Origin of the sequence: Cedecea sp. VD22, from assembly GCF_037150195.1 — a bacterium.
Classification (GTDB): Bacteria; Pseudomonadota; Gammaproteobacteria; order Enterobacterales; family Enterobacteriaceae; genus Cedecea.
Map to the genome: position 1 here is coordinate 233,618 of NZ_JBBCPX010000002.1, position 18,815 is coordinate 252,432.

The window sequence follows — 18,815 nt, forward strand, 5'->3', positions numbered from 1 at the left end:
CGGATCCCGTCGAAAAGAGAGAAAAGGGCGTGGAGACCGCCCCAGTCTCGTCATTATAAGAGGCGTGAACCTCAGTAGCCAGGCACGTGCGCCGCTTTCATGATCAGATTAGCCACCGCTTCAGGCTGGGAAATCAGCGAAACGTGGCTGGATTTTAGCTCGATGGTTTGCGCGTGCATGCGCTTCGCCATAAACCGCTCCAGATCCGGGTTGATCGTGCGATCTTCGGTCGATACCGCGTACCAGGTCGGCTTGTCATGCCAGGCGGCAACCGTGGTTTTCGCCATGGTGATGGCTTTGCCCATTGGCTGCTGCACCGCGTAATAGGCTTTGGCCTCGCTTTCCGGCAGGTCGCCGGCGAAATCGTGGATAAATGCCGATTCGCTCAGCGCGCCGTAGCCGTCGTCGTTCCATTTAAGGCCAGCGGAAGCCGGTGCCGCCGGGTATTTTTTGGTGAGCGCCGGGTAATCTTCACCCGCTTCCGGGGCGCGGGCGGCGATATACACCAGGCCTTTGACTTCTGGCTCATCGCCCGCCTGGCTAATCACCATCCCGCCGTAGGAGTGTGCCACCAGAATCACCGGGCCGTTTTGCTGCGCCAGCGCGCGTTTTACCGCGGCAACATCGTTATCTAAAGAGGTCGTCGGGTTCTGTACCGCCGTGACGTGCAGACCTTTGGCCTGCAGCAGCGGAATAACTTTGCCCCAGCTCGATCCATCGGCAAATAGGCCGTGCACCAGCACGATATTTTTCACTTCCTGTGTAGCAGGTGCGGTGTCGGCATGAGCCGCCGTGGTACCAAGAGACGCCAGCACAAGGGTGGCGAGAGCAGAGAGATGGCGTAATTTCATGATCTATCCTCAGGATTCAACAAGGGGGTCAGGACCAATGTAGTTCCCGGGCGCCAACAAAGTGCTGACGTACAAATGACAAAAAAATGACAAACAGGGCGTTCTTGCGATGCATGATGAACGGCTCTACACTGAATTTTTCAGCCTGAAGAGATTGTAAATGACTAATAATATTACGCCTTTTGCCTTTGTGCTGGCGGTTAACAACCTTGATGACACTGCAGGTTATTTCCGCGATACGTTAGGCTTTACCCTTGAATGGCCTGGCACGAACGGCTGGCAATTAGCGGTGCGAGGGACAGTGAAGGTGATGCTGGGCCATTGCCCGCAGGCGCTGGCCCCAGCTTCCCTTGGGGATCACAGTTATTTCGGCTATCTGCATGTTGATGACGTGGATGCACTCTACGCCGAGTTTACCCGGCGTGGTGCCATCATTTTACAACCACCGGCCAGCCGTCCACACGGGATGCGCGAATTTCTCGTCGCGACGCCAGAAGGCCATAAAATCATGATTGGCCAGGTGTTGTAAAAAGGCCATCAGCCACCACGGAATTTGCTTTCACGGGTCACTATCACCGCCAACAGCCCGGCCAGCGCAAAAGCGGCGGCCACGTAGGGAATAGGGCGAGGCCCAGTCAGGTTTATCAGCACGCCGCCAATCAGGGAGCCTAAGCCAATTGCCGCGTTAAACACCGACACGTTGACCGAGGTTGCCGCATCCGGGCCGCCTTCAAGCGTGGATGCCTCTTTGAACACCAGGGTTTGCAGCAACACCGGCAGAGCCCCATAAGCTGCGCCCCACAGGGCGATAGCGATAAAAATTGTGGTATGGCTGACGGTCGCCGCATTAAGAAAAGCGAGGCTGGCGGTAAACAGCGCGGCCACCACGCCCAGACTGGTTCGCGGCGCCCGGGCGGCAAAAGGCCCCACCGCAAAGTTGGTGACAACGCCTGCCGCACCGTAAACCAGTAACAACATACTGATTTGCGAGCTGCTCTGGCGGGCCATTTGCTCAAGGAATGGCGTAATGTAGGTATAGGCCAGGAAGTTGCCGGTCACCACCAGCGCGGTGATGCCAAGAATGGCCAGCAATGCTCTGTTTTTAAACACTGCGGAAATAGCGCCGCGTCTGGCGGATTTAGCGATTCGTACCGCGGGAACGGACCAGGCGATAAGCGTGAAAACCACCAGGCACAAGAGGCACAGAGCGGCAAATACCGCCCGCCAGCCGTAAAAATCGCCCAGCATCGTGCCCGCCGGAACCCCGAGCACCGTTGCCAGTGAAACGCCCCCAAAAACAATGGACGTTGCCCGCACGGCGTTGCGTGCTGCGACCAGATGCACGGCGGTCACCACCGCCGTGGACCAAAATACGCCGATAGCCGCGGCCACCAGAATACGCCCCACAAAGACAACAAAATAATCAGACGCCAGCCAGGTAATCAGGTTGCCGGCAAAGCAGGCCGCCAGCAGCCCAGCCATCAGCGTTTTGCGGTTAATATGCCCCAGTAACCCGGTTAGCGGCGCGGCGGTGAGGGCCACCATGAAGGCAAAAATCGTGACCAGATAACCGGCCACGCCGAGGGAAATGTTTAGCCCGGCAGCCATGCCCGGCAGCACTCCCACCGGCATCAGTTCGGTACTGACAAAAGTGAAACAGCCCAGGCTCAGCGCCAGCACCGCCGCGATGCTGCGGGCCCGGGAAACGTGTGCGCCCTGCGGCGCAGCGATATTTGTACTGCTTGAATGCATAAAACCATCCTGAAAATGTGAACAGGTCGAGATGACGAGCAAATTGTGGCGTCGTACAGGTCAGAATGCGATAGCATGAAAGGCATATCACCTATGACTGAGAATCAATAATGAGAGCATTTAGTTCGCAACTGCTGGAAGGTGTGGACGTGATGGCGGCGGTAGTGGATACGCTAAGCTTTGGCGCTGCCGCCGAAATGCTCGATATGTCGCAGTCGGGTGTCAGCCGGGCGATTGCACGCCTGGAAAAGCGGCTCGGTATTTGCGTGTTTGACCGCACCACGCGTTCAGTGCGGCTGACCGATGAGGGGCGGGAGTTCTACGAGCAGGTTATGCCGCTGATTGGCGCCCTGGCCGAAGTCACCGGCGGCGCGGCAGGGGACGGGCAGAGCATTCGCGGCAGACTGAGGGTGAATGTTGATCCGCTGTTTGCCAGCCAGGTTTTAGGGCCACGCCTCGGCGCGTTTATGGATAAGCACCCTGAGCTTGAAATCGAGCTGCGCAGCCGGGACGAACTGGGGGACCTTATTTCTGACGGCTTCGATCTGGCGCTGCGCTTTGGTCACCCTCAGTCCTCATCGCTGATAGCCAGAAAGCTGTTCGACACGCGGGTATTTGCCATGGCCTCGCCTGAATACGTGCAGCGTTTTGGGCGGCCTGAAACACCGCAGGAACTGGAGCAGGAGCCGCACCGCTGCGTATTGTTCCGCGAGCCGCTGACGGGGAAGCCTTTCAGTTGGGAATTTCATCAGGGGAAAAAGAAACTGATGATCCAGCCGCGCGGCCTGTTAACGGTGAATGATGCGGAAACCGCATTCAGTACCTGTCTTGCGGGGCTGGGCGTTGTGCAAATATTCGAGCTGGGCAGTGAGGAATACATCGCTTCTGGGCGGCTGCTGCCGCTGTTTCCCGAATGGTCAGATCATCGATTCCCGCTCTATGCGTATTACCCCTCCCGGCATCATGTGCCGGCGAAAACACGGGCATTTCTGGACTTTGTTAGCGGGCTGGTGGGTTGACGTTCTCAGGCAAAACCGAGCAAGGCTGTCCGCTCCGTGCCAAATGCGGACGTCAGGAGTATTATCGATGTCCTCATTCCTGCAGCAGTAGACCCGGTAATGAGGACTCCTGAACGTTATCGAAGACTCATTTGGAACAGCCGCTATGAAACAATTGGCCTTTTTACTGCTCATTATTACTGGTTCAGCTTCTGCAGCCCCTTCAATAGAGGTGGGATTTTCTCCGGAAGGTAGCGCACAACAGCTCGTGCTAAATACCATCAATTCAGCGCACTCCTCTATCGAAATGGTTGCATATGCATTTCAGGCCCACGATATTGCTGCTGCACTAGATGCAGCCCAACAGCGAGGCGTTAGAGTACAAGTCGTTATCGATAAACGTCGAAATAGAGGCAGTACATCACTGGCGGCAATGCGCGACATTACTCGCCATGGAGTGGAGCTGCGCATTGATGGGCATTACCATATTCAGCACGATAAGATGATGATTGTTGATGGTTCAACTGTAGAAACAGGTTCATTTAATTATGCAAAATCAGCAGAGTACGATAACAGCGAGAATGTCATCGTTATTAAAAATATGCCTCACATCGTGTCTCAGTATCAGGAACATTTTGCTTCCCGGTGGGCAATATCTGAACCCTTCGAACTTAAAACACAGGGTTAGTCACTCTTCACTTTAGCGGCCTTTAACGTCAGCATCTCGCTCAAAGCAGCCGGGCAATTTTTGCCTAAGCAATAGGCTTAACGAGGAATGGGCCGCCCCCCTATTAGTGCTCAACAATCCACAAAAGCGGCACCACCGGCAGGGCGAAAATAACGACAAAAATGGTCAGTTCTTCGCCCCAGCCATAGCCTACTTTAATTACGCCGATCAGCATATTTACCGCCGCAATCAGGCACCACAGTACCGCAAAGCCTCGGGCGATAATTGCCTGAGCCGGCGGGTAGTCCGGGCTGAACAGGCGGATAAGCAGGTAACAGCCGCTGGCGAGCAAAAAACCGCTCAGCAGAAATAACAATGTTCGCATAAAACACTCCTGGAAATGGCCTGCGGCTTAACTTTGCGAGATAAGCCGCAGGCTGGGGATTTACTGCCGGGGAGTCAGCAGGTCGCCTAAACCAATACGCTGCAAAAACTCCTTGCGGATACGGTCGGCCACGGCGTTGACCACTTCGGCCCCGTCATCAGAGGGATCAACGTGCACGCGGAACGGGCGTTTGCCATACGGCGCATTCACAATATCCACCATCGCCGCCGCGACATCGGCAACATCGGTATCCTCTGGCTCACAGGCCGCCAGGCCTTTCAGCGCTTCATCTTCCAGTCCAGCGGTTGGGCCAGTTTGGGTCCAGGCCAGCTCACGTTCGCTGTCCGCAGGCTTGCCGGAATGCAGGAAGTGATTGGTGCCTTTGGTAAAAGCCCCCGGCACCAGAATCGAGCTTTCAATACCCCAGCGGCTCAGTTCGGCGGCATAGCTGACGGCCACGGCGTCCATCGAGGCTTTGGCGGCAAAATAGGGTGCCAGATAAGGCGGAGTGCCGCCCCGAGTGCTGCTACTTCCGACCCACAGCAACAAACCTTTTCTCTGCTGACGCAGATAAGGCAGTGCCGCCCGATTAACCCGCTGGGTGCCCAGCACGTTAATGTCGAATAGCTGGCTGAACTGCTCCGGCAGAAACGCCTCGGCAGGGCCGAAGGACATATGCCCGGCATTGTGCACCACGACGTCCAGCCGGCCTTGCTCCGCGATGATATGCGCGACTGCCGCCTCCGCAGAAGCCTCGGACTGCACGTCCAGCTCAATGGCGCGAAGATCCACGCCGTGTTGCCGCGAATACTCTTGCAGGCTTTCAACCTGGGGAGCATTGCGACCTGAAATATCGCGCATACTGGCATAAACGGTGTGCCCGGCATGGGCGAGGGCGCGCGCGGATAAGGCACCAAAGCCGCTGGATGCGCCGGTTATCAGTATAATTTGCTGCATGTTTGTCTCCTGTTGGTCGCCAGTCTTATGCAAAGCCGCCGTTAACGCGGATCACCTGAGAATTCACCCAGCTGCCGTCCGGGCCAGCCAATGTCGCCACAATACTGGCGATTTCCTCTGGCGTGCCGATGCGCCCCAGCGGGGCGAGGCTGGCGATGGCCTGAATTTGCTCTTCGGTTTTTCCGTTCAGGAACAGATCGGTGCCGGTTGGCCCCGGTGCAACGGCGTTGACGGTGATATTACGGCCACGCAGTTCGTTGGCGAGGACGTGCACCAGGCCTTCAACCCCGGCTTTGGAGGCGATGTAGGGGCCATAGGCCGGGAATGATTTGGCAATAACGCTGGTTGAAAGGGCGATAATGCGGCCGCCATCCTGCAGAGACTCTGCGGCGTTGGCCAGCACCATAAACGCCCCCCGCAGATTTGTATTGATGATTTTGTCGAACTCGGCCAGGCCTGCTGGAGTAATTTTCACCATCGGCATAATCCCCGCGCTGTGCACCACCACATCCAGCTGGTTGTGGAGAGCTTTCGCTTCAGCAAACAGACGGGTGACATCGCTTTCCGAAGAGACATCGGCCTGAATCGCCACGGCGTTCCCGCCGTTGTTTTTAATCGCCTGGACCGTTTCATCGGCGCTGGCTTTATTTCCGGCGTAGTTCACGACGACGGTGAAGCCGTCGCGGGCCAGTCTTTCGGCAATTGCCCGGCCAATTCCACGGGAAGCGCCGGTCACCAGGGCAGTTTTCTTTGCAGTCGTCATGTTGTTCTCCAGATGCGGTGAGTGAATCGCCCCGAGTGGGCGTGGGTGCATTGTTAATGTTTTTGATTTCGGGATAAATGGTGCTAATTTGATTAGATAATTCCGTTTTGATTAACAATAGCAGATGGATAAATTTGACACTTTGCAGCTGTTCACCCGCATTGTTGAGCTGGGCAGTTTCAGCCAGGCCGCCGACCAGCTTGGTATCCCGAGGGCCACGGCAAGCAATGCGATTAAAGAGCTGGAGAGCCAACTGGGCTGCCGCTTGCTGGAGCGCACCACCCGGCATGTGCGAGCCTCTCAGGATGGGAAAGCGTACTACCAGCGCTGTGTGTACATTCTTGCGGAGCTGAATGATGCCGAAGCTGCGCTGCGCCCGGTTGTGGCCCGGCCTCGCGGTATCCTGCGTATTGACCTGCAGGGAACGCATGCCTCGCACATCGTCCTGCCGCGCCTGGACGAGTTTCATCGCCGTTATCCGGATATCGAACTGATTATAAGCAGCGGCGACAGGCTGGTGGATTTAATCCGCGAGGGGATAGATTGCGTGGTGCGTGCCGGTAAATTACAGGACTCTTCGCTGGTCGCCCGTCATCTGGCGGATCTCCCGCAGGTGGTATGCGCCAGCCCGGATTATCTGGCGGCGTTTGGCGTGCCTGCGCACCCGGACGATCTTGACCAGCACCAGTGCGTGAACTTTTTCTCGACGACAGGCGGCCTGAATTACCCTTTTGAATTCATTATCGATAACGAGCGCCGGGCTTATTCGCCGAAAGGCTGGGTGACGGTCAACGAAGCTGAGAATTACGTGATCTGTGCGCTACGAGGCTGCGGGCTGGTTCAGCTCCCGCGCTACCACGTTGAACAGCCACTGAGCGAAGGTCGGCTGATAGAAGTGATGCCTGACTGGCAAAGCCCGGCCATCGCGGTATCCGCGGTGTACACGCAAAACCGGCAGCTTTCGCCGCGGGTGAGGGTGTTTATCGACTGGCTGAAGGAGATTTACAGCTCGCGGTTTCCTCCCGAAGGGAAGGCTTAAACACCTGCTAAACCTCGCCGCGATTTGACTGGTTTTTAAAAGGCTTCGGGATCCATACTGACTTCCTCTAAAGTGCTTTTGAGACAGGATCCCCGGATGAACTTCCCCCAAGGTCTGAACGTATTTCGCTTAGCGTTTTGCGCTTTTTTATTATCCCCATTCGCTACGCATGCAGCCAACGGCGGCCCCTTAAATATTGCCATATACCGGGGAGCTGCCGGCTGCGATGAATGTTCCGAAATGGTGGCGAAATCCCTGCAAAATACCAGGAAAAACATTGTTATTTCCTACATCGGTGAAAAAGAAAAGCTAAAGCTGACCGGCCAGAACTTGAGTAAATTTGATCTCTATGTGCAACCTGGCGGCGGGCAGGATATTCCGGCTGCGTATGATGCCATTGGTGATGATGGCGCGCGGGCTATCAGAGAGTTTGTGAGACGCGGGAAAGGTTATCTTGGCTTGTGCATGGGGGCTTATCTGGCGGACAAAGACTGGATAGGGCTTATCGACAACCCCCTTGAGTCTGAGGTCGGTCGGCCTGGGTCCGGCGTGGCGGATGAAGGTGACTACACGCTGAATATCCGCTGGGGGAATAAAAAGAGCCTTTTTATTATCAGGACGGCCCTTATTTTAATCCCGGCACGAAAAGCAGCGGCTTTACGCCCGTGGCCTGGTACAGCAACGGCGACGTGGCTATCGCCGCTTACCGCTATGGCAGAGGAAAAGTGGTATTGACCGGCCCACATCCGGAGGCGGATGGCAGCTGGTTTGACAACAGCGTCACCGGGCACACCTCACCTCAGAGTAAAATGGCCCGGCTGCTTAGCTATTTCGACAGGGGTTCGAACGGCATTCCCAGCGACTGAACAAAGGCTTTAACCTGCGGATACCAGAGCTTGACGCCCGCTTTGCTGTCGGCAAAGTCGTGGGAGTTTTTGCCGAAGGTGCCGATATCGATCATTCGGGCATGCCCGGCGTCGCCCTCCGCGTTGCGGGTGTAGGCATTAAACATTTGCTCCGGCATCGGCTGCGGCCAGAGCTGGTCGTTATCGCCATAGAACCAAACCGACGGGTAGCGAGCCTGTTTACCTATCGCGCCATAGGTGCGTACCAGATTTTGCTGCCAGCCTTCACATTTTGGCTGGCGCAGACCGCCCGAGAAATTAATCACGCCCAGCACGCCGGGGAGTGGATGCGTACTCAGCGCCATAGTCACCAGCCCGCCGTCAGACTGGCCGGCAATCACAATGCGTGAACGGTCAACGTAGGGCAGTTTGACCAGTTCCTTGAGGGCGGCAGCCACGCCATCTGCTTCATCAAACGCGTGACGACGCACATCGCATCCGTCTTTCGGGTAGTCGCCGCCGGAGGCCGCAAAACCTTCCCGCATCGGAATCGCGACCGCAAATCCCCGATGAACAAATACTGAGGCAATCTCCAGGTGACGGGAACGCGGCTGCGTGCGCGCATTGCCCGGATTTTTACCGTGGTTCATCAACAGCAGGGGAAAAGGCCCATTACCCGGAGGCTTATACAGCGTGGTTTCCAGCTCAACGGTTTTACCCTCTATTTGCACGGGCAACATCACAATCTGCTCATTGAGCTGGCGATCCAGCTTCAGGGAAGATGAAGCGTTATTACTGGCGGAACTGCAGCCGCTGACGCTGAGAAGAAGTGCCGCAACCGGCAGCCCGGTGAAGAGATGAAACAAAGAACCGGAGCGCTGTGGCTCCTGAAATAGAGGTGCTATCAGCCACTTCAAAGAACCCATCTGTTTACCCTGACAAAAAATACTGCGGTTGAATTATGCCGTGTCGTCAACGGACGGCTGTTGTTTTGCATACAAATAAACCGATGCGCGGGAAACGCCCAGATGCTGCGCCACGGTCTCCATCGACTTACGGATATCCAGTAATCCTTCTTTTTTCAGCGTCTGCAACAGCTCAATTCTTTCTGAAGTTTTCAGCGCACGCGGCGTGGTGGCTATGCCAGCCGCATAACGATCGATTCTCAGCCGGATGGCTTCGGAACCTGCGGGTTCAATATGTTCTTCCACCGGGCCAGGGCTGGTGTCGGTGAAGCGGGCGAGTGCGCTTTGCATCCCTCTGAACAAAGTCATATCCAGGTTGAGGCACAGGGCGGCGACATAGTGCCCGGCATCATCTTTCAGCCCAATCGAGGTGCTTTTCACCGGGCGTCCGTCGGCAAACTGGTTGGCATAATTGGCGATCACCGCCGGGAAATCAGGGGAGGCGATGCGCGCCAGCCCCATTTCCGTGGCGCCCTGGCCAACCTCGCGGCCAGACAGGTTGTTGTGGATGGAGAGAATAGAGTGCTCGGGCTGCGTCAGGTCGTGCACCACTACCTCGCAAAAAGGCGCGAAGGTTTCGCTCAACCCCTGGGCGATGTTTTCGAGCTGGTCGAGCAGGGCACTGTTTTCTGATTTTGACACTCTATTTCTCCTGTTAATTAACGCGGGCCGGCAAGGTACTCAGCGTAGCGGCTGACATCGACGTTGCCGCCGCTGATGATAATCCCGATTCGCTTCCCGCGCAGGCTCTCTTTCATTCCGCGCGCGGCGGCAAAGCCAAGGCAGCCCGTCGGCTCGACCACCATTTTCATCCGCTCGGCGAAAAACTTCATCGAATCGATCAGCTCTTCATCAGTGGCGGTGAAAATGTCGTCCACGTTCTGGCAAATCATCTGGAAGGTGTAGTCCCCGAGGAAGGTGGTTTGTGCGCCGTCGGCGATGGTTTTGGGCGTATCAATCCGCACAATTTGTCGATGCCGGAGTGACTGCTGGGCATCGTTCCCGGCTTCCGGCTCCACGCCGTAGACTTTGCAGTTGGGGGAAAGGTGACGCGCCGCCAGCGAACAGCCGGAAATCAACCCGCCGCCGCCCAGGCAGACAAACAGCGCGTCCAGCTCGCCAACTTCGTCGAACAGCTCTTTCGCCGCGGTGCCCTGGCCGGCAATGACGTGCGGATGATCGTAAGGCGGGATCAGCGTCAGGCCATATTTGTCAGCCAGATCTTTGCCGATTTGCTGGCGGTCTTCGGTGTAGCGGTTATAGAGAATGACTTTGCCGCCGTATTCGCGCGTGGCGGCAATTTTAGCCGCCGGGGCATCTTCCGGCATCACGATGGTGGCCGGGATCCCCAGCAGCCTTGCGGAGAGCGCAATCGCCTGAGCGTGGTTCCCGGAGGAGAAGGCCACCACGCCAGCTTTTTTTTGCTCCGGCGTAAACTGAGCGAGAGCGTTCATGGCCCCACGGAACTTAAACGCCCCCATTCGCTGGTAGTTTTCGCACTTGAAAAAGACTTCGGCACCAAACTCTTCATTCACGGTACGGGACGTCATGACCGGGGTGCGGTTGGCATGGCCTGCAATGCGCTGAGCCGCCGCGACCACATCTTCATAAACAGGGAGAACTAATTCACTCATTTTGCCACCTTTAAACGGTTGTCTTATTCAGAGAGCGCCACGGCTTCAATTTCGAGCGCCGCGCCGTAATGGAGCTGTGCCACGCCGGCCACCGCGCGAGAAGGGCGATGCTGACCGATCCACGCCGCATAAATGCTGTTAAACAGCGGCCAGAGGTTGATATCAGTGATGTACACCCTTACGGAGACAAGATGTTGTTTTGTCACGCCCGCGCAGGCCAGGCAAGATTCAATATTCTGCAGCACCAGTTGAGCCTGTTCTTCGAAGGGCGCTTCGCAGCGAGGCGTGCCGTCCGCCGCCACGGGAAGCTGACCGGAAATAAACACCAAACCACCTGCAGTGGCGGTATGGGAATAGTGCCCCACGGGGGCAGGAACCTGTTCGATATTGCGCAGCGTAATGTTCGGGGCCATGTATCCTCTCAAGCGCGGTCAGATTTAGACAAATAATCTATATCTGGACTAAATGTCGATCAAGAGGTTTTCAACATGGAAAGCAGCAAGGGGGATAGGGGTGAACTGGCAGGGAGGAGAAAGCCCGGATCGCGGCCGTTAGGGCGGGAAATGCCAATGTGTTACTATAATAAAAAACGGGGTCTTAAGGGTTAGGGATTATAACTATATGAGATTTTATGGCATTGAATATCTACAAACGCAGTCTAATATTAATGATTATTTAAAATACATCATTATATTTAGTACTTTATTTATCCTGATCGTTTTTTTTAGCCTGTACATGCGTCATCGCTTACAAACTAAATATCGAGATCTAACAATTATAGTATTTTTATTTTTACTCTTCATTTCGGGTGTTCAGTATGCAGATTATACTGACAGTCAAAATATACACTCTCAATCATCACAAATGGTGAGTTTTGTTAAATTGCTATCAAAAGAAAAAGAAGTGGGTATGGATTCTATATTTTCAAACTCAGTACAGCTCTCGGATGGCATCATCATTAAAATTAATGATCTTTACTATCGAGTCAATTTAAGTCCGGATCAAAAAACATATAGTTTAGTTGAGGTGTCGTTAGTAAACCCAGGCATAGAAATCATAAAAAACTGAGGAACAGAAATGATAATTTATACGCCGATCATGATAAAATTGGGCTTGGGGATACTGTGTCTGATTATTCAAATAAATCTCATGGGGAAGGGCAATCTGGCGCCTTCATCCGCAATGGATCAGGTTCAAAACTATGTGCTCGGGGGGATTATCGGTGGCGTAATTTATAATGAATCGATAACAGTACTGCAGTTTGTTTTGGTGTTAATTATATGGACCTTCCTCGTCTTTGTCCTTAAGTTTTTAAAAGAAAATAATCGGTTAGTTAAAAGGATTATTGATGGCAAGCCAATCACCCTGGTACATAATGGCAGTGTCAATGTTAAGGAGTGTTTACGCAATGGTGTTTCTGCGAATGATTTGATGTTCAAGTTAAGGGCGAATAGCATTTATGAAATAGAACAATTGAAGCGAGTAGTTCTCGAGCAGAATGGGCAATTAACCATTATACAAAGTGGTGATGAGAATATACGCTACCCAATTATAGTTGATGGTTTAGCTAACCATGATTTGCTCGAAATCCTTAACAAGGACAACGCCTGGTTAGAAAATGAAGTTATCAAGCAAGGCTTTAATAAAATTAGCGAAGTCTATTTGGGCGAGTATCTCTCGGGCAGGATTAATTTATACGGATATGAAAAGTAGTCGCCAAAATCAAGCTCTTTACCTACTGGATTATAGATAAAGTAAATGTGTTTCATCCTTTAACTATCACTCTAAAAACCCCACCGCATGGGTGGGGTTGCCAGAAAACTTATTTCCCGGACCAGGTACGCAGTGCGTTTTCGCGCGCTTCGGCCTGCTGGGCAGTATTCAGCTTGTAGTAATTTGGCGCTAAAGCACCTTCCCAGTCGCCGTACATTGGGTTCGGCAGCACAATGAACTGGGTGCCAAACTTGCCGCGGTTATCGCTGGCAAACTGCTGACGTTGGGACTGATCCTTGTGGTAAGTCGCTTTGCCAAAGTCATTCAGGTTGTCGCCGATGTACATCACTACGTCATAGCCTTCGGCTTTGATCGCATCGAAACGGGCCTGCTTGTTGGAGCTGTCGGTTTTCAGGCGCACGGTTTTGTCGCTCACGCCGGTAAAGCCCAGAGCTTTCATGTTGGCGACGGTGGCGTCAAAGTCTTTGCTGTCGCGGTTGGACACATAGAACATCGTGCCGCCGTGGCTGTTCACGTAGTTAGCAAAATCCACCGCGCCCGGGACGGCCAGCGCCTGGCGAGCCTGAGTCCACTGGGACCAGGTTTTGTCGTCAAACGCTTTGTTATTTTTGGCCTGCCACGCGCTGTAGGCGCTATTGTCGAGCATGGTTTCATCCAGATCGACGATAACGGCCCGCTTAGCGTTACCCTGTTTAGCGGATTGATCCCACGCGGCGCGAGCGCTGTTAAACGACTGGTACGCCAGCGCGCGGTATTCGCCGGATTGCTGGAACCAGTCCACCGCCATCACCGCCTGGCTCGCCAGTTTTTGATCCGCCGCCTGCTGCTGATTTGCACAACCAGTCAGGCTAACCAGCACCAGCGCTACCGCGCCACCCAATAAACTTTTCTTCATTTTTATGTCCTTACCCTTGCTTTTATCATTAACGCCATTGATACCTGCCGGCCTCTGCACTGAACAATGCAGTGACTTTTTCTAACAAAATCAGCAGGTATTGTTAAAAAGTGTTTTACCGAATATTAAAGCTACGTTATCAATAGCTTTTTAATGGATCGACACTGGATACTCAATATGACAAAAATATTTCGACGCAATTTTTTTTCCCTGATGGTGGTAGCGGCATTACCCGGCGTGAGCGTTGCGGCCCACGCAGCTGGCTGTGAAGAGACCAGGGCGGGCATCGACATGGGCTCCGGCACCACCAAGCTGGTGGTCGCCAAAGTGGATACCTGCCAGCAGCGCATCAACAAAGTGTTGTTCGAGGATCAGCGTCCAATCGGTTTTAACGAAGATTTATCCAAATCTGCAGATAACACTCTCAGCCCAGCGATTCAACAGCAGGGGCAGACGGCGCTGCGCGAGCTAGCTGCAGAGGCCGCCCGCTATCATCCTGTCCGTTTTAACGGCGTGGCTACCGCTGTTTTTCGCAGCGCGTCTAACGCCCAGCAGACGATCGATGCCTTCAACCGTGCTGCTCCGGTGAATCTAAAAATTATTACTCAGGAACAAGAGGCCGAGCTGGGCTTCCTGTCCGCCAAAGCCTCGATGCCCGTGCCGCTGCCAGACGACCAGATGGTGGTCTGGGACATTGGCGGCGGGTCGATGCAAATGACGACCTGGCTGCAAAAACACGACAAATGGCAGCCGGAGATTTACCAGGGCAAGCTGGCCTCCGTCACGCTGAAGAACTACATCATCGACGTGGTGAAAAACAAAGATTTGCATGATGTCAGTTCGCCAAATCCGATTGGTTCCCTGCGTGACGGAGTGCTGCGTTTTGTTCGCTTCTATGCCACCACTCACGTCAGCCCGGAGATGAAACAGGCGCTGGCTAAGCGTACCGTCGTGGGTATCGGTGGGGTGCATGACTTCTCCGTCAGCAAGCAGCTCAATGAAAAGGTTTACACCCTCGCCGATCTACAAAAATCTTCCGCCAGCCAGGTCTGGAAAGGGGATTCAGAGCTGCGCGGGGATTACCGGGCCACGGACGTCAGCAACCTGCTACTGGTTCAGGGCTATATGGAAGCCCTGAAAATCCCTCAGGTGACCGTGGTGAAGGCCAACCTCGTTCAGGGCGTGCTGATTCAGTAACGTCTCATGCTTCAGGCGACGGCGATTTTCGTGCCGCCGCCTGGGGCACTAACCGCGTTTTTGCTGCCCGATCAGATGAATGATTAGCCCGATAAGGCTAAGCCCACCGCCCAGCATCGAAGCCAGTTCCCAGCCGCCGAGTCGCCACATCAGGCTCGCGCCCCAGGATCCCAGCGCGCCGCCGATAAACATGCCGCTCATAAAGACCGTATTGATACGGCTGCGGGCTTCCGGCCTCAGGGCATAGATCACGTGCTGGTTAGAGATCAGCGCCGACTGCTCGCCCAGATCCATCAGGATGATGCCAATCACCAGCCCGGTGAGCGAAGTCCACAGCCCCAGCACCGCAAACGAGATAACCATCACCAGCGCCCCAAGCCCGATGACGGTATACGGTCCCCGGCGGTCGGCAATTCGCCCGGCAAGCGGCGCAACCAGGATGCCTACGGCACCCACAATGCCCATCAGACCGGCGACGTCTGCGCCAAGATGAAACGCGGCATGGAGCTGCAAGGCCAGAATGGTCCACAGGCCAATGAACGAGCCAAACAGCGCGGCCTGAATCCAGGTCGCCCGACGCAGCAGCGGTTCTTCCCGCCACAGAGAAACCAGCGAGCGCATCAGGGTCATGTAGCTCTGTTTATTACCGGACGTGTGGTGCGGCAGGGTAAAGAACAGCATCAGCCAGCCGAAAGCAGTTGCCACAGCACCGAGCCAGAAGGTCGCTCGCCAGCCCCAGTGATCGCCGCTAAAACCGCCCACGGCCCGGCCAAGCAGTATGCCGCACAACACGCCGCTCATTACCGTGCCGACCACCTGTCCACGGCGTTCCGGTTTAGCCAGCTCGGCGGCGAACGGCACTATTTGCTGGGCCACGGAGCCGGTTACGCCCACCGCAGCGGAGGCAATAATAATTGTGACAACATTCGGCGCTAAGGCCAGGCACGCCAGCGCTACCGCCAGCCCCGCAGACTGGCAAAGGATCAGCGTGCGGCGGTTAATCTTGTCGCCCAGCGGTACAAGCAAGAACAAACCAAAGGCAAACCCAAGCTGCGTTGCCGTCGGCGCAAGGCTGACCAGCGCTAGCTGCCCCGGAAACGCCTGCTGAAGCAGTTCCAGCAGCGGCTGGTTGTAGTAGACATTGGCAACGAAAACCCCGCAGGCCAGCGCCATGATCAGCAGCAGACTGGAGGTTAAAGGCGAATTCTTTTCCGCCTCGGGCGGACGATTCAGGGTGATGCTCAGGGGATTCTCCGACATGATTTTTCTCTCTGGGAATGACGAGTCCTGATGCTGAATGATTGTCCGCCCGCAATCTTTGCCCTAGAATTTCAGACTTCTGAAATCACCTGAAAAGCGACCGTTCTTATGCCTGCCGACGAGCCCCAACTCCGCTCAGAAAGAGATGACGACATGGTGGTCTTTGGCCGCTATCAGCTGTTTCCCGATTTGGGATTGCTGCTCAGGGACGGCGTTCGGCTGGAGCCGGGCGAGCGGGCAATGGCCGTGCTCCGGCGGCTGGTCAGCGAAGCGGGGCAGGTGGTGACCAAAGAGACGCTGCTGGCCACCGTCTGGCCAAAAGAGATCGTCGAAGAGAATAATCTGCAGGCGCAAATCTCCGCTTTGCGCAAAATTTTTGGTCCCGACCGCAATTTGATTACCACGGTGTTTGGCCGGGGCTACTGCTTTACCGCCACGGTGAATAAACTGCAGGCGGCCACGTCGGCCCTGCCTGTCATCACCTCTTCAACGGCATTACCTCGTCCCCGTTCGCCGCTGATAGGGCGTGAAAGGGAGCTGGGTGAAATCAGAAAACGGCTGATCGAGCATACTATTTGCACGCTGGCGGGCCCGGCGGGCATCGGCAAAACCCGGCTATTGCTGGAAGTGGCTCGCGAATCCGCCAGTCTTTATCCCGATGGCGTCTTTTTTGCCGACCTGTCCAGCCTGAACGCAGGATCAGATCCAGCCCCAGTTTTGCGGGCGGCACTGGCCGGTATTCGTGGCGCGGGGCCGTCGCAGCCACGCCCCGCGCTGCTGGTGATTGATAACTGTGAGCATCTGTCGGCCGCCTGCGCTAGGGAAATTGAGCATCTACTACAGCGAAACGAATTACTGAGCATTTTGCTCACCAGCCAGTCTCCGCTGGGGATTGAAGGGGAGCAGGTTTACCGCGTTGGGCCGCTGACTTTGCCGCCAGCGCAACTGGCCGCCAGCGAGGCGCAAAGTTTTAGCGCGGTTGAGTTTCTGGTACAGCGCATTCAAGCGGTGGATTACGCGTTCCGCCTGAGCGAAGAGAATATCGGGCCGATCCTGGCGCTCTGCCGGTTGCTGGATGCCGTACCGCTGGCGCTGGAAATTGTGGCTGCTCGCGTTGCCAACCTGGGACCGGATGCCGTGCTGGCCGACCTGAGCGGGCGGGAGACGTTACCCGAAACGCCCGGAATGACGGCTTCCCGGCACAGAACGCTGGCCGAGGCGCTGGACTGGAGTTATCGATTACTTACGGCTGAAGAACAGCGAGTGTTTCATGCCCTGGCGGTGTTTCCCGGTGAATTTGACCTTGCCGCCGCGAAAGGATTGTTAGATCAGCAAGAGGTCAGCGACGTGGTGGCCAGCATGGTGGCGAAATCCCTGCTGGTTTTGCAGGCGGGCACGCGCCCGGCCAGGTATCGCTATCTCAACATTGTGCGCACGTACGCTCGCCGGACGCTGGCCCCAAATAACACCCCGTATTTTCTTCGCCATGCACAACTTGTGGCCGACAGCATGGTGCGGGCAAAAGTTGCCTGGGCCGAAGAGTCCAGTCCGCAGTGGCGCCGTCAGTATGGCTATTTAATTGACGATCTCCGTGCGGCGGCAGACTGGTGTTTTGGTGTGGGTCAAAACGCTCCGCTGGGACGCAGTATTCTCGCTAACGCCACGCCGTTCTGGATCCAGCTTTCGCTCCACGGCGAGTGCCGCCAGCGGATTACCGCCGCAATTAACGATTCGCACAATGGTCAGGCCACGCCGCGCGAAGAGATGCTAATGCAGGCCGCGCTGGGCTCGGCGCTGGGCTGGGCGCAGGGGCCCATTGAAGAAAACGGCCAGGCCTGGCGGCGAACCGGGGAGATTGCCAGCACGCTTGGCGATGTGGAAATGCAATTACAGTCCGAGTACGGGCTGTGGCTGTATCACCTGCGCAGTGGCCGTTACGCCGATGCCGCAGAGAACGGCAAAAAAATGGCTGAACTGGCGACACAAACCGGTGATTACGGCGCGCTATTAACGGCCCGTCGCCTGGCAGGCACCGCGCTGCATTTTTCCGGCGAGCAACAGGCCGCGCTCAGCGAAATTCAGGCTTTGCTGGATCGCACCGTGGATGATGACAGCCAGAGAGCGCCTTTCCGCTTTGGGCTGGATCAGCGCGTGGCGGGCTGGGCTTTCCTGGTGCGGGCGCTGTGGGTGACTGGCGATGTGGCGAAAGCCAGAAGAGCGGCGCAGCTGGCGGTGGAAGAAGCCCGGGCGCTGGATCATGCCTGTTCGCTGTGTGCGGCCCTCGCGGAAGGCACCTGCACGCTGGCGGCCTTCACCGGAGATACCGCTGGCGTGCTACAGGTAGCCTCGCAGATTGAGGCCATCGCCCTGGAACACGGCCTGGGCTTCTGGCGGCTTTATGCGGCCGCTTTTACCTTTTGGGGCAGGCTTCGCCAGCAGCCTGAAACGGTACTTCCCCAGCAGATCCTCGCCATGCTTACCCGGCTGCGGGATAACGGTTTTGATCCCGCTTATTCACTTTTTCTGTCTGATTTCGCCGCCGCGCTGGCGCAAAAAGGCCAGCCAGAGGTAGCCGAAGCGATGATCGACGAGCGGCTGTCCGCGCTTGACGTCAACCAGTCACTCTGGAACCTGCCCGAGCTGATGCGGGTTCAGGCGCACATTCGTTACGGCGGCCAACCAGAATATGGCCTGGAACTCAGCATGGCGCTGCAGTCTGCGCTGCTGCTGGCACAAACCCAGACGGCCAAAGGCTGGATCCAGCGCATAGAAACCGATCTGCGTCAGCTGTGATCTTTCGATGAAATGCAAAGCGGCAGAAAAGCCGCTTGCTTGTTGCTCTTGCCGGAATTAATCTCAAAATAAGATTTAAA

19 protein-coding genes and 1 pseudogene are annotated in these 18,815 nt (G+C 55.7%); 9 read left to right on the forward strand and 11 right to left on the reverse strand.

Annotation, left to right across the window (positions count from 1 at the left end):
- Positions 1-71 precede the first annotated feature (71 nt).
- Positions 72-851, reverse strand: a complete 780-nt coding sequence (locus WFK85_RS07160) for an alpha/beta fold hydrolase (protein WP_166873799.1) — start codon at positions 849-851, stop codon at positions 72-74.
- A 160-nt stretch (positions 852-1,011) separates the two neighbouring features.
- Here WFK85_RS07160 and WFK85_RS07165 point away from each other — a divergent pair, with 160 nt between their 5' ends.
- The gene (locus WFK85_RS07165; protein ID WP_166992445.1) at positions 1,012-1,380 is read left to right on the forward strand and encodes a VOC family protein; all 369 of its coding nucleotides are present in this window, start codon (positions 1,012-1,014) and stop codon (positions 1,378-1,380) included.
- Positions 1,381-1,388: 8 nt separating this feature from the next.
- Here the strand turns inward: WFK85_RS07165 and WFK85_RS07170 are convergent, their stop codons facing one another.
- The gene (locus WFK85_RS07170; RefSeq protein ID WP_336707133.1) at positions 1,389-2,603 is read right to left on the reverse strand and encodes an MFS transporter; all 1,215 of its coding nucleotides are present in this window, start codon (positions 2,601-2,603) and stop codon (positions 1,389-1,391) included.
- A gap of 110 nt (positions 2,604-2,713) precedes the next feature.
- On the opposite strand from WFK85_RS07170, the gene WFK85_RS07175 reads away from it, so the two are divergent.
- Both WFK85_RS07175 and WFK85_RS07180 read left to right on the forward strand, forming a co-directional pair.
- Positions 2,714-3,622, forward strand: coding sequence for a LysR family transcriptional regulator (locus WFK85_RS07175; protein WP_336707131.1), 909 nt, complete (start codon positions 2,714-2,716; stop codon positions 3,620-3,622).
- 145 nt (positions 3,623-3,767) lie between these two features.
- Entirely contained in the window at positions 3,768-4,289 is a 522-nt protein-coding gene (locus tag WFK85_RS07180; RefSeq protein ID WP_166992452.1) for a phospholipase D-like domain-containing protein, read from the forward strand.
- Positions 4,290-4,392: 103 nt separating this feature from the next.
- Here WFK85_RS07180 and WFK85_RS07185 read toward each other — a convergent pair whose 3' ends face one another.
- Genes WFK85_RS07185 through WFK85_RS07195 form a run of 3 tightly spaced genes read right to left on the reverse strand, consistent with a single transcriptional unit; the run spans position 4,393 to position 6,373 of the window.
- Positions 4,393-4,653 (reverse strand): hypothetical protein, encoded by a 261-nt coding sequence (locus WFK85_RS07185; protein WP_166992454.1) that lies wholly within the window; start codon positions 4,651-4,653, stop codon positions 4,393-4,395.
- 60 nt (positions 4,654-4,713) lie between these two features.
- On the reverse strand, positions 4,714-5,610 hold the full coding sequence (locus WFK85_RS07190) for an SDR family oxidoreductase (protein ID WP_336707128.1): 897 nt from the start codon (positions 5,608-5,610) through the stop codon (positions 4,714-4,716).
- Positions 5,611-5,635: 25 nt separating this feature from the next.
- The gene (locus WFK85_RS07195) at positions 5,636-6,373 is read right to left on the reverse strand and encodes an SDR family oxidoreductase (RefSeq protein ID WP_008458914.1); all 738 of its coding nucleotides are present in this window, start codon (positions 6,371-6,373) and stop codon (positions 5,636-5,638) included.
- 124 nt (positions 6,374-6,497) lie between these two features.
- Here WFK85_RS07195 and WFK85_RS07200 point away from each other — a divergent pair, with 124 nt between their 5' ends.
- Together WFK85_RS07200 and WFK85_RS07205 are read left to right on the forward strand one after the other, a co-directional pair.
- Positions 6,498-7,412: a LysR family transcriptional regulator gene (locus WFK85_RS07200; RefSeq protein ID WP_336707126.1), complete on the forward strand. Its 915-nt coding sequence runs from the start codon at positions 6,498-6,500 to the stop codon at positions 7,410-7,412.
- Positions 7,413-7,508: 96 nt separating this feature from the next.
- A pseudogene (locus WFK85_RS07205) lies at positions 7,509-8,278 on the forward strand (BPL-N domain-containing protein).
- On the opposite strand, the gene WFK85_RS07210 reads toward WFK85_RS07205, so the two are convergent.
- From WFK85_RS07210 to WFK85_RS07225, 4 genes are read right to left on the reverse strand one after another with little or no spacing between them, the layout of a single operon-like run.
- Positions 8,239-9,183 (reverse strand): dienelactone hydrolase family protein, encoded by a 945-nt coding sequence (locus WFK85_RS07210; RefSeq protein WP_336707124.1) that lies wholly within the window; start codon positions 9,181-9,183, stop codon positions 8,239-8,241. The pseudogene WFK85_RS07205 and the gene WFK85_RS07210 overlap by 40 nt on opposite strands.
- Positions 9,184-9,216: 33 nt before the next feature.
- On the reverse strand, positions 9,217-9,864 hold the full coding sequence (locus WFK85_RS07215; RefSeq protein ID WP_336707123.1) for a helix-turn-helix transcriptional regulator: 648 nt from the start codon (positions 9,862-9,864) through the stop codon (positions 9,217-9,219).
- A gap of 17 nt (positions 9,865-9,881) precedes the next feature.
- Positions 9,882-10,856 (reverse strand): threo-3-hydroxy-L-aspartate ammonia-lyase, encoded by a 975-nt coding sequence (locus WFK85_RS07220; RefSeq protein ID WP_336707121.1) that lies wholly within the window; start codon positions 10,854-10,856, stop codon positions 9,882-9,884.
- A gap of 23 nt (positions 10,857-10,879) precedes the next feature.
- The gene (locus WFK85_RS07225; RefSeq protein ID WP_008458929.1) at positions 10,880-11,269 is read right to left on the reverse strand and encodes a RidA family protein; all 390 of its coding nucleotides are present in this window, start codon (positions 11,267-11,269) and stop codon (positions 10,880-10,882) included.
- A 208-nt stretch (positions 11,270-11,477) separates the two neighbouring features.
- On the opposite strand from WFK85_RS07225, the gene WFK85_RS07230 reads away from it, so the two are divergent.
- Together WFK85_RS07230 and WFK85_RS07235 are read left to right on the forward strand one after the other, a co-directional pair.
- Positions 11,478-11,924, forward strand: coding sequence for a DUF3290 domain-containing protein (locus WFK85_RS07230; RefSeq protein ID WP_008458932.1), 447 nt, complete (start codon positions 11,478-11,480; stop codon positions 11,922-11,924).
- A 9-nt stretch (positions 11,925-11,933) separates the two neighbouring features.
- Complete coding sequence (locus WFK85_RS07235) at positions 11,934-12,569, forward strand: YetF domain-containing protein (RefSeq protein ID WP_166992467.1); 636 nt, start codon at positions 11,934-11,936, stop codon at positions 12,567-12,569.
- 109 nt (positions 12,570-12,678) lie between these two features.
- Here the strand turns inward: WFK85_RS07235 and WFK85_RS07240 are convergent, their stop codons facing one another.
- Complete coding sequence (locus WFK85_RS07240) at positions 12,679-13,485, reverse strand: 5'-nucleotidase, lipoprotein e(P4) family (RefSeq protein ID WP_336707118.1); 807 nt, start codon at positions 13,483-13,485, stop codon at positions 12,679-12,681.
- 177 nt (positions 13,486-13,662) lie between these two features.
- Between WFK85_RS07240 and WFK85_RS07245 the strand changes: the two genes are divergently transcribed.
- The gene (locus WFK85_RS07245; protein WP_442892175.1) at positions 13,663-14,682 is read left to right on the forward strand and encodes a Ppx/GppA phosphatase family protein; all 1,020 of its coding nucleotides are present in this window, start codon (positions 13,663-13,665) and stop codon (positions 14,680-14,682) included.
- A 48-nt stretch (positions 14,683-14,730) separates the two neighbouring features.
- On the opposite strand, the gene WFK85_RS07250 is transcribed toward WFK85_RS07245, so the two are convergent.
- Positions 14,731-15,942 carry an MFS transporter gene (locus WFK85_RS07250; protein WP_008458940.1) on the reverse strand — a complete coding sequence of 404 codons (1,212 nt, stop codon included), beginning with the start codon at positions 15,940-15,942 and terminating at the stop codon, positions 14,731-14,733.
- 108 nt (positions 15,943-16,050) lie between these two features.
- On the opposite strand from WFK85_RS07250, the gene WFK85_RS07255 reads away from it, so the two are divergent.
- The gene (locus tag WFK85_RS07255) at positions 16,051-18,735 is read left to right on the forward strand and encodes an ATP-binding protein (RefSeq protein ID WP_336707115.1); all 2,685 of its coding nucleotides are present in this window, start codon (positions 16,051-16,053) and stop codon (positions 18,733-18,735) included.
- The last annotated feature ends 80 nt before the right edge of the window (positions 18,736-18,815 follow it).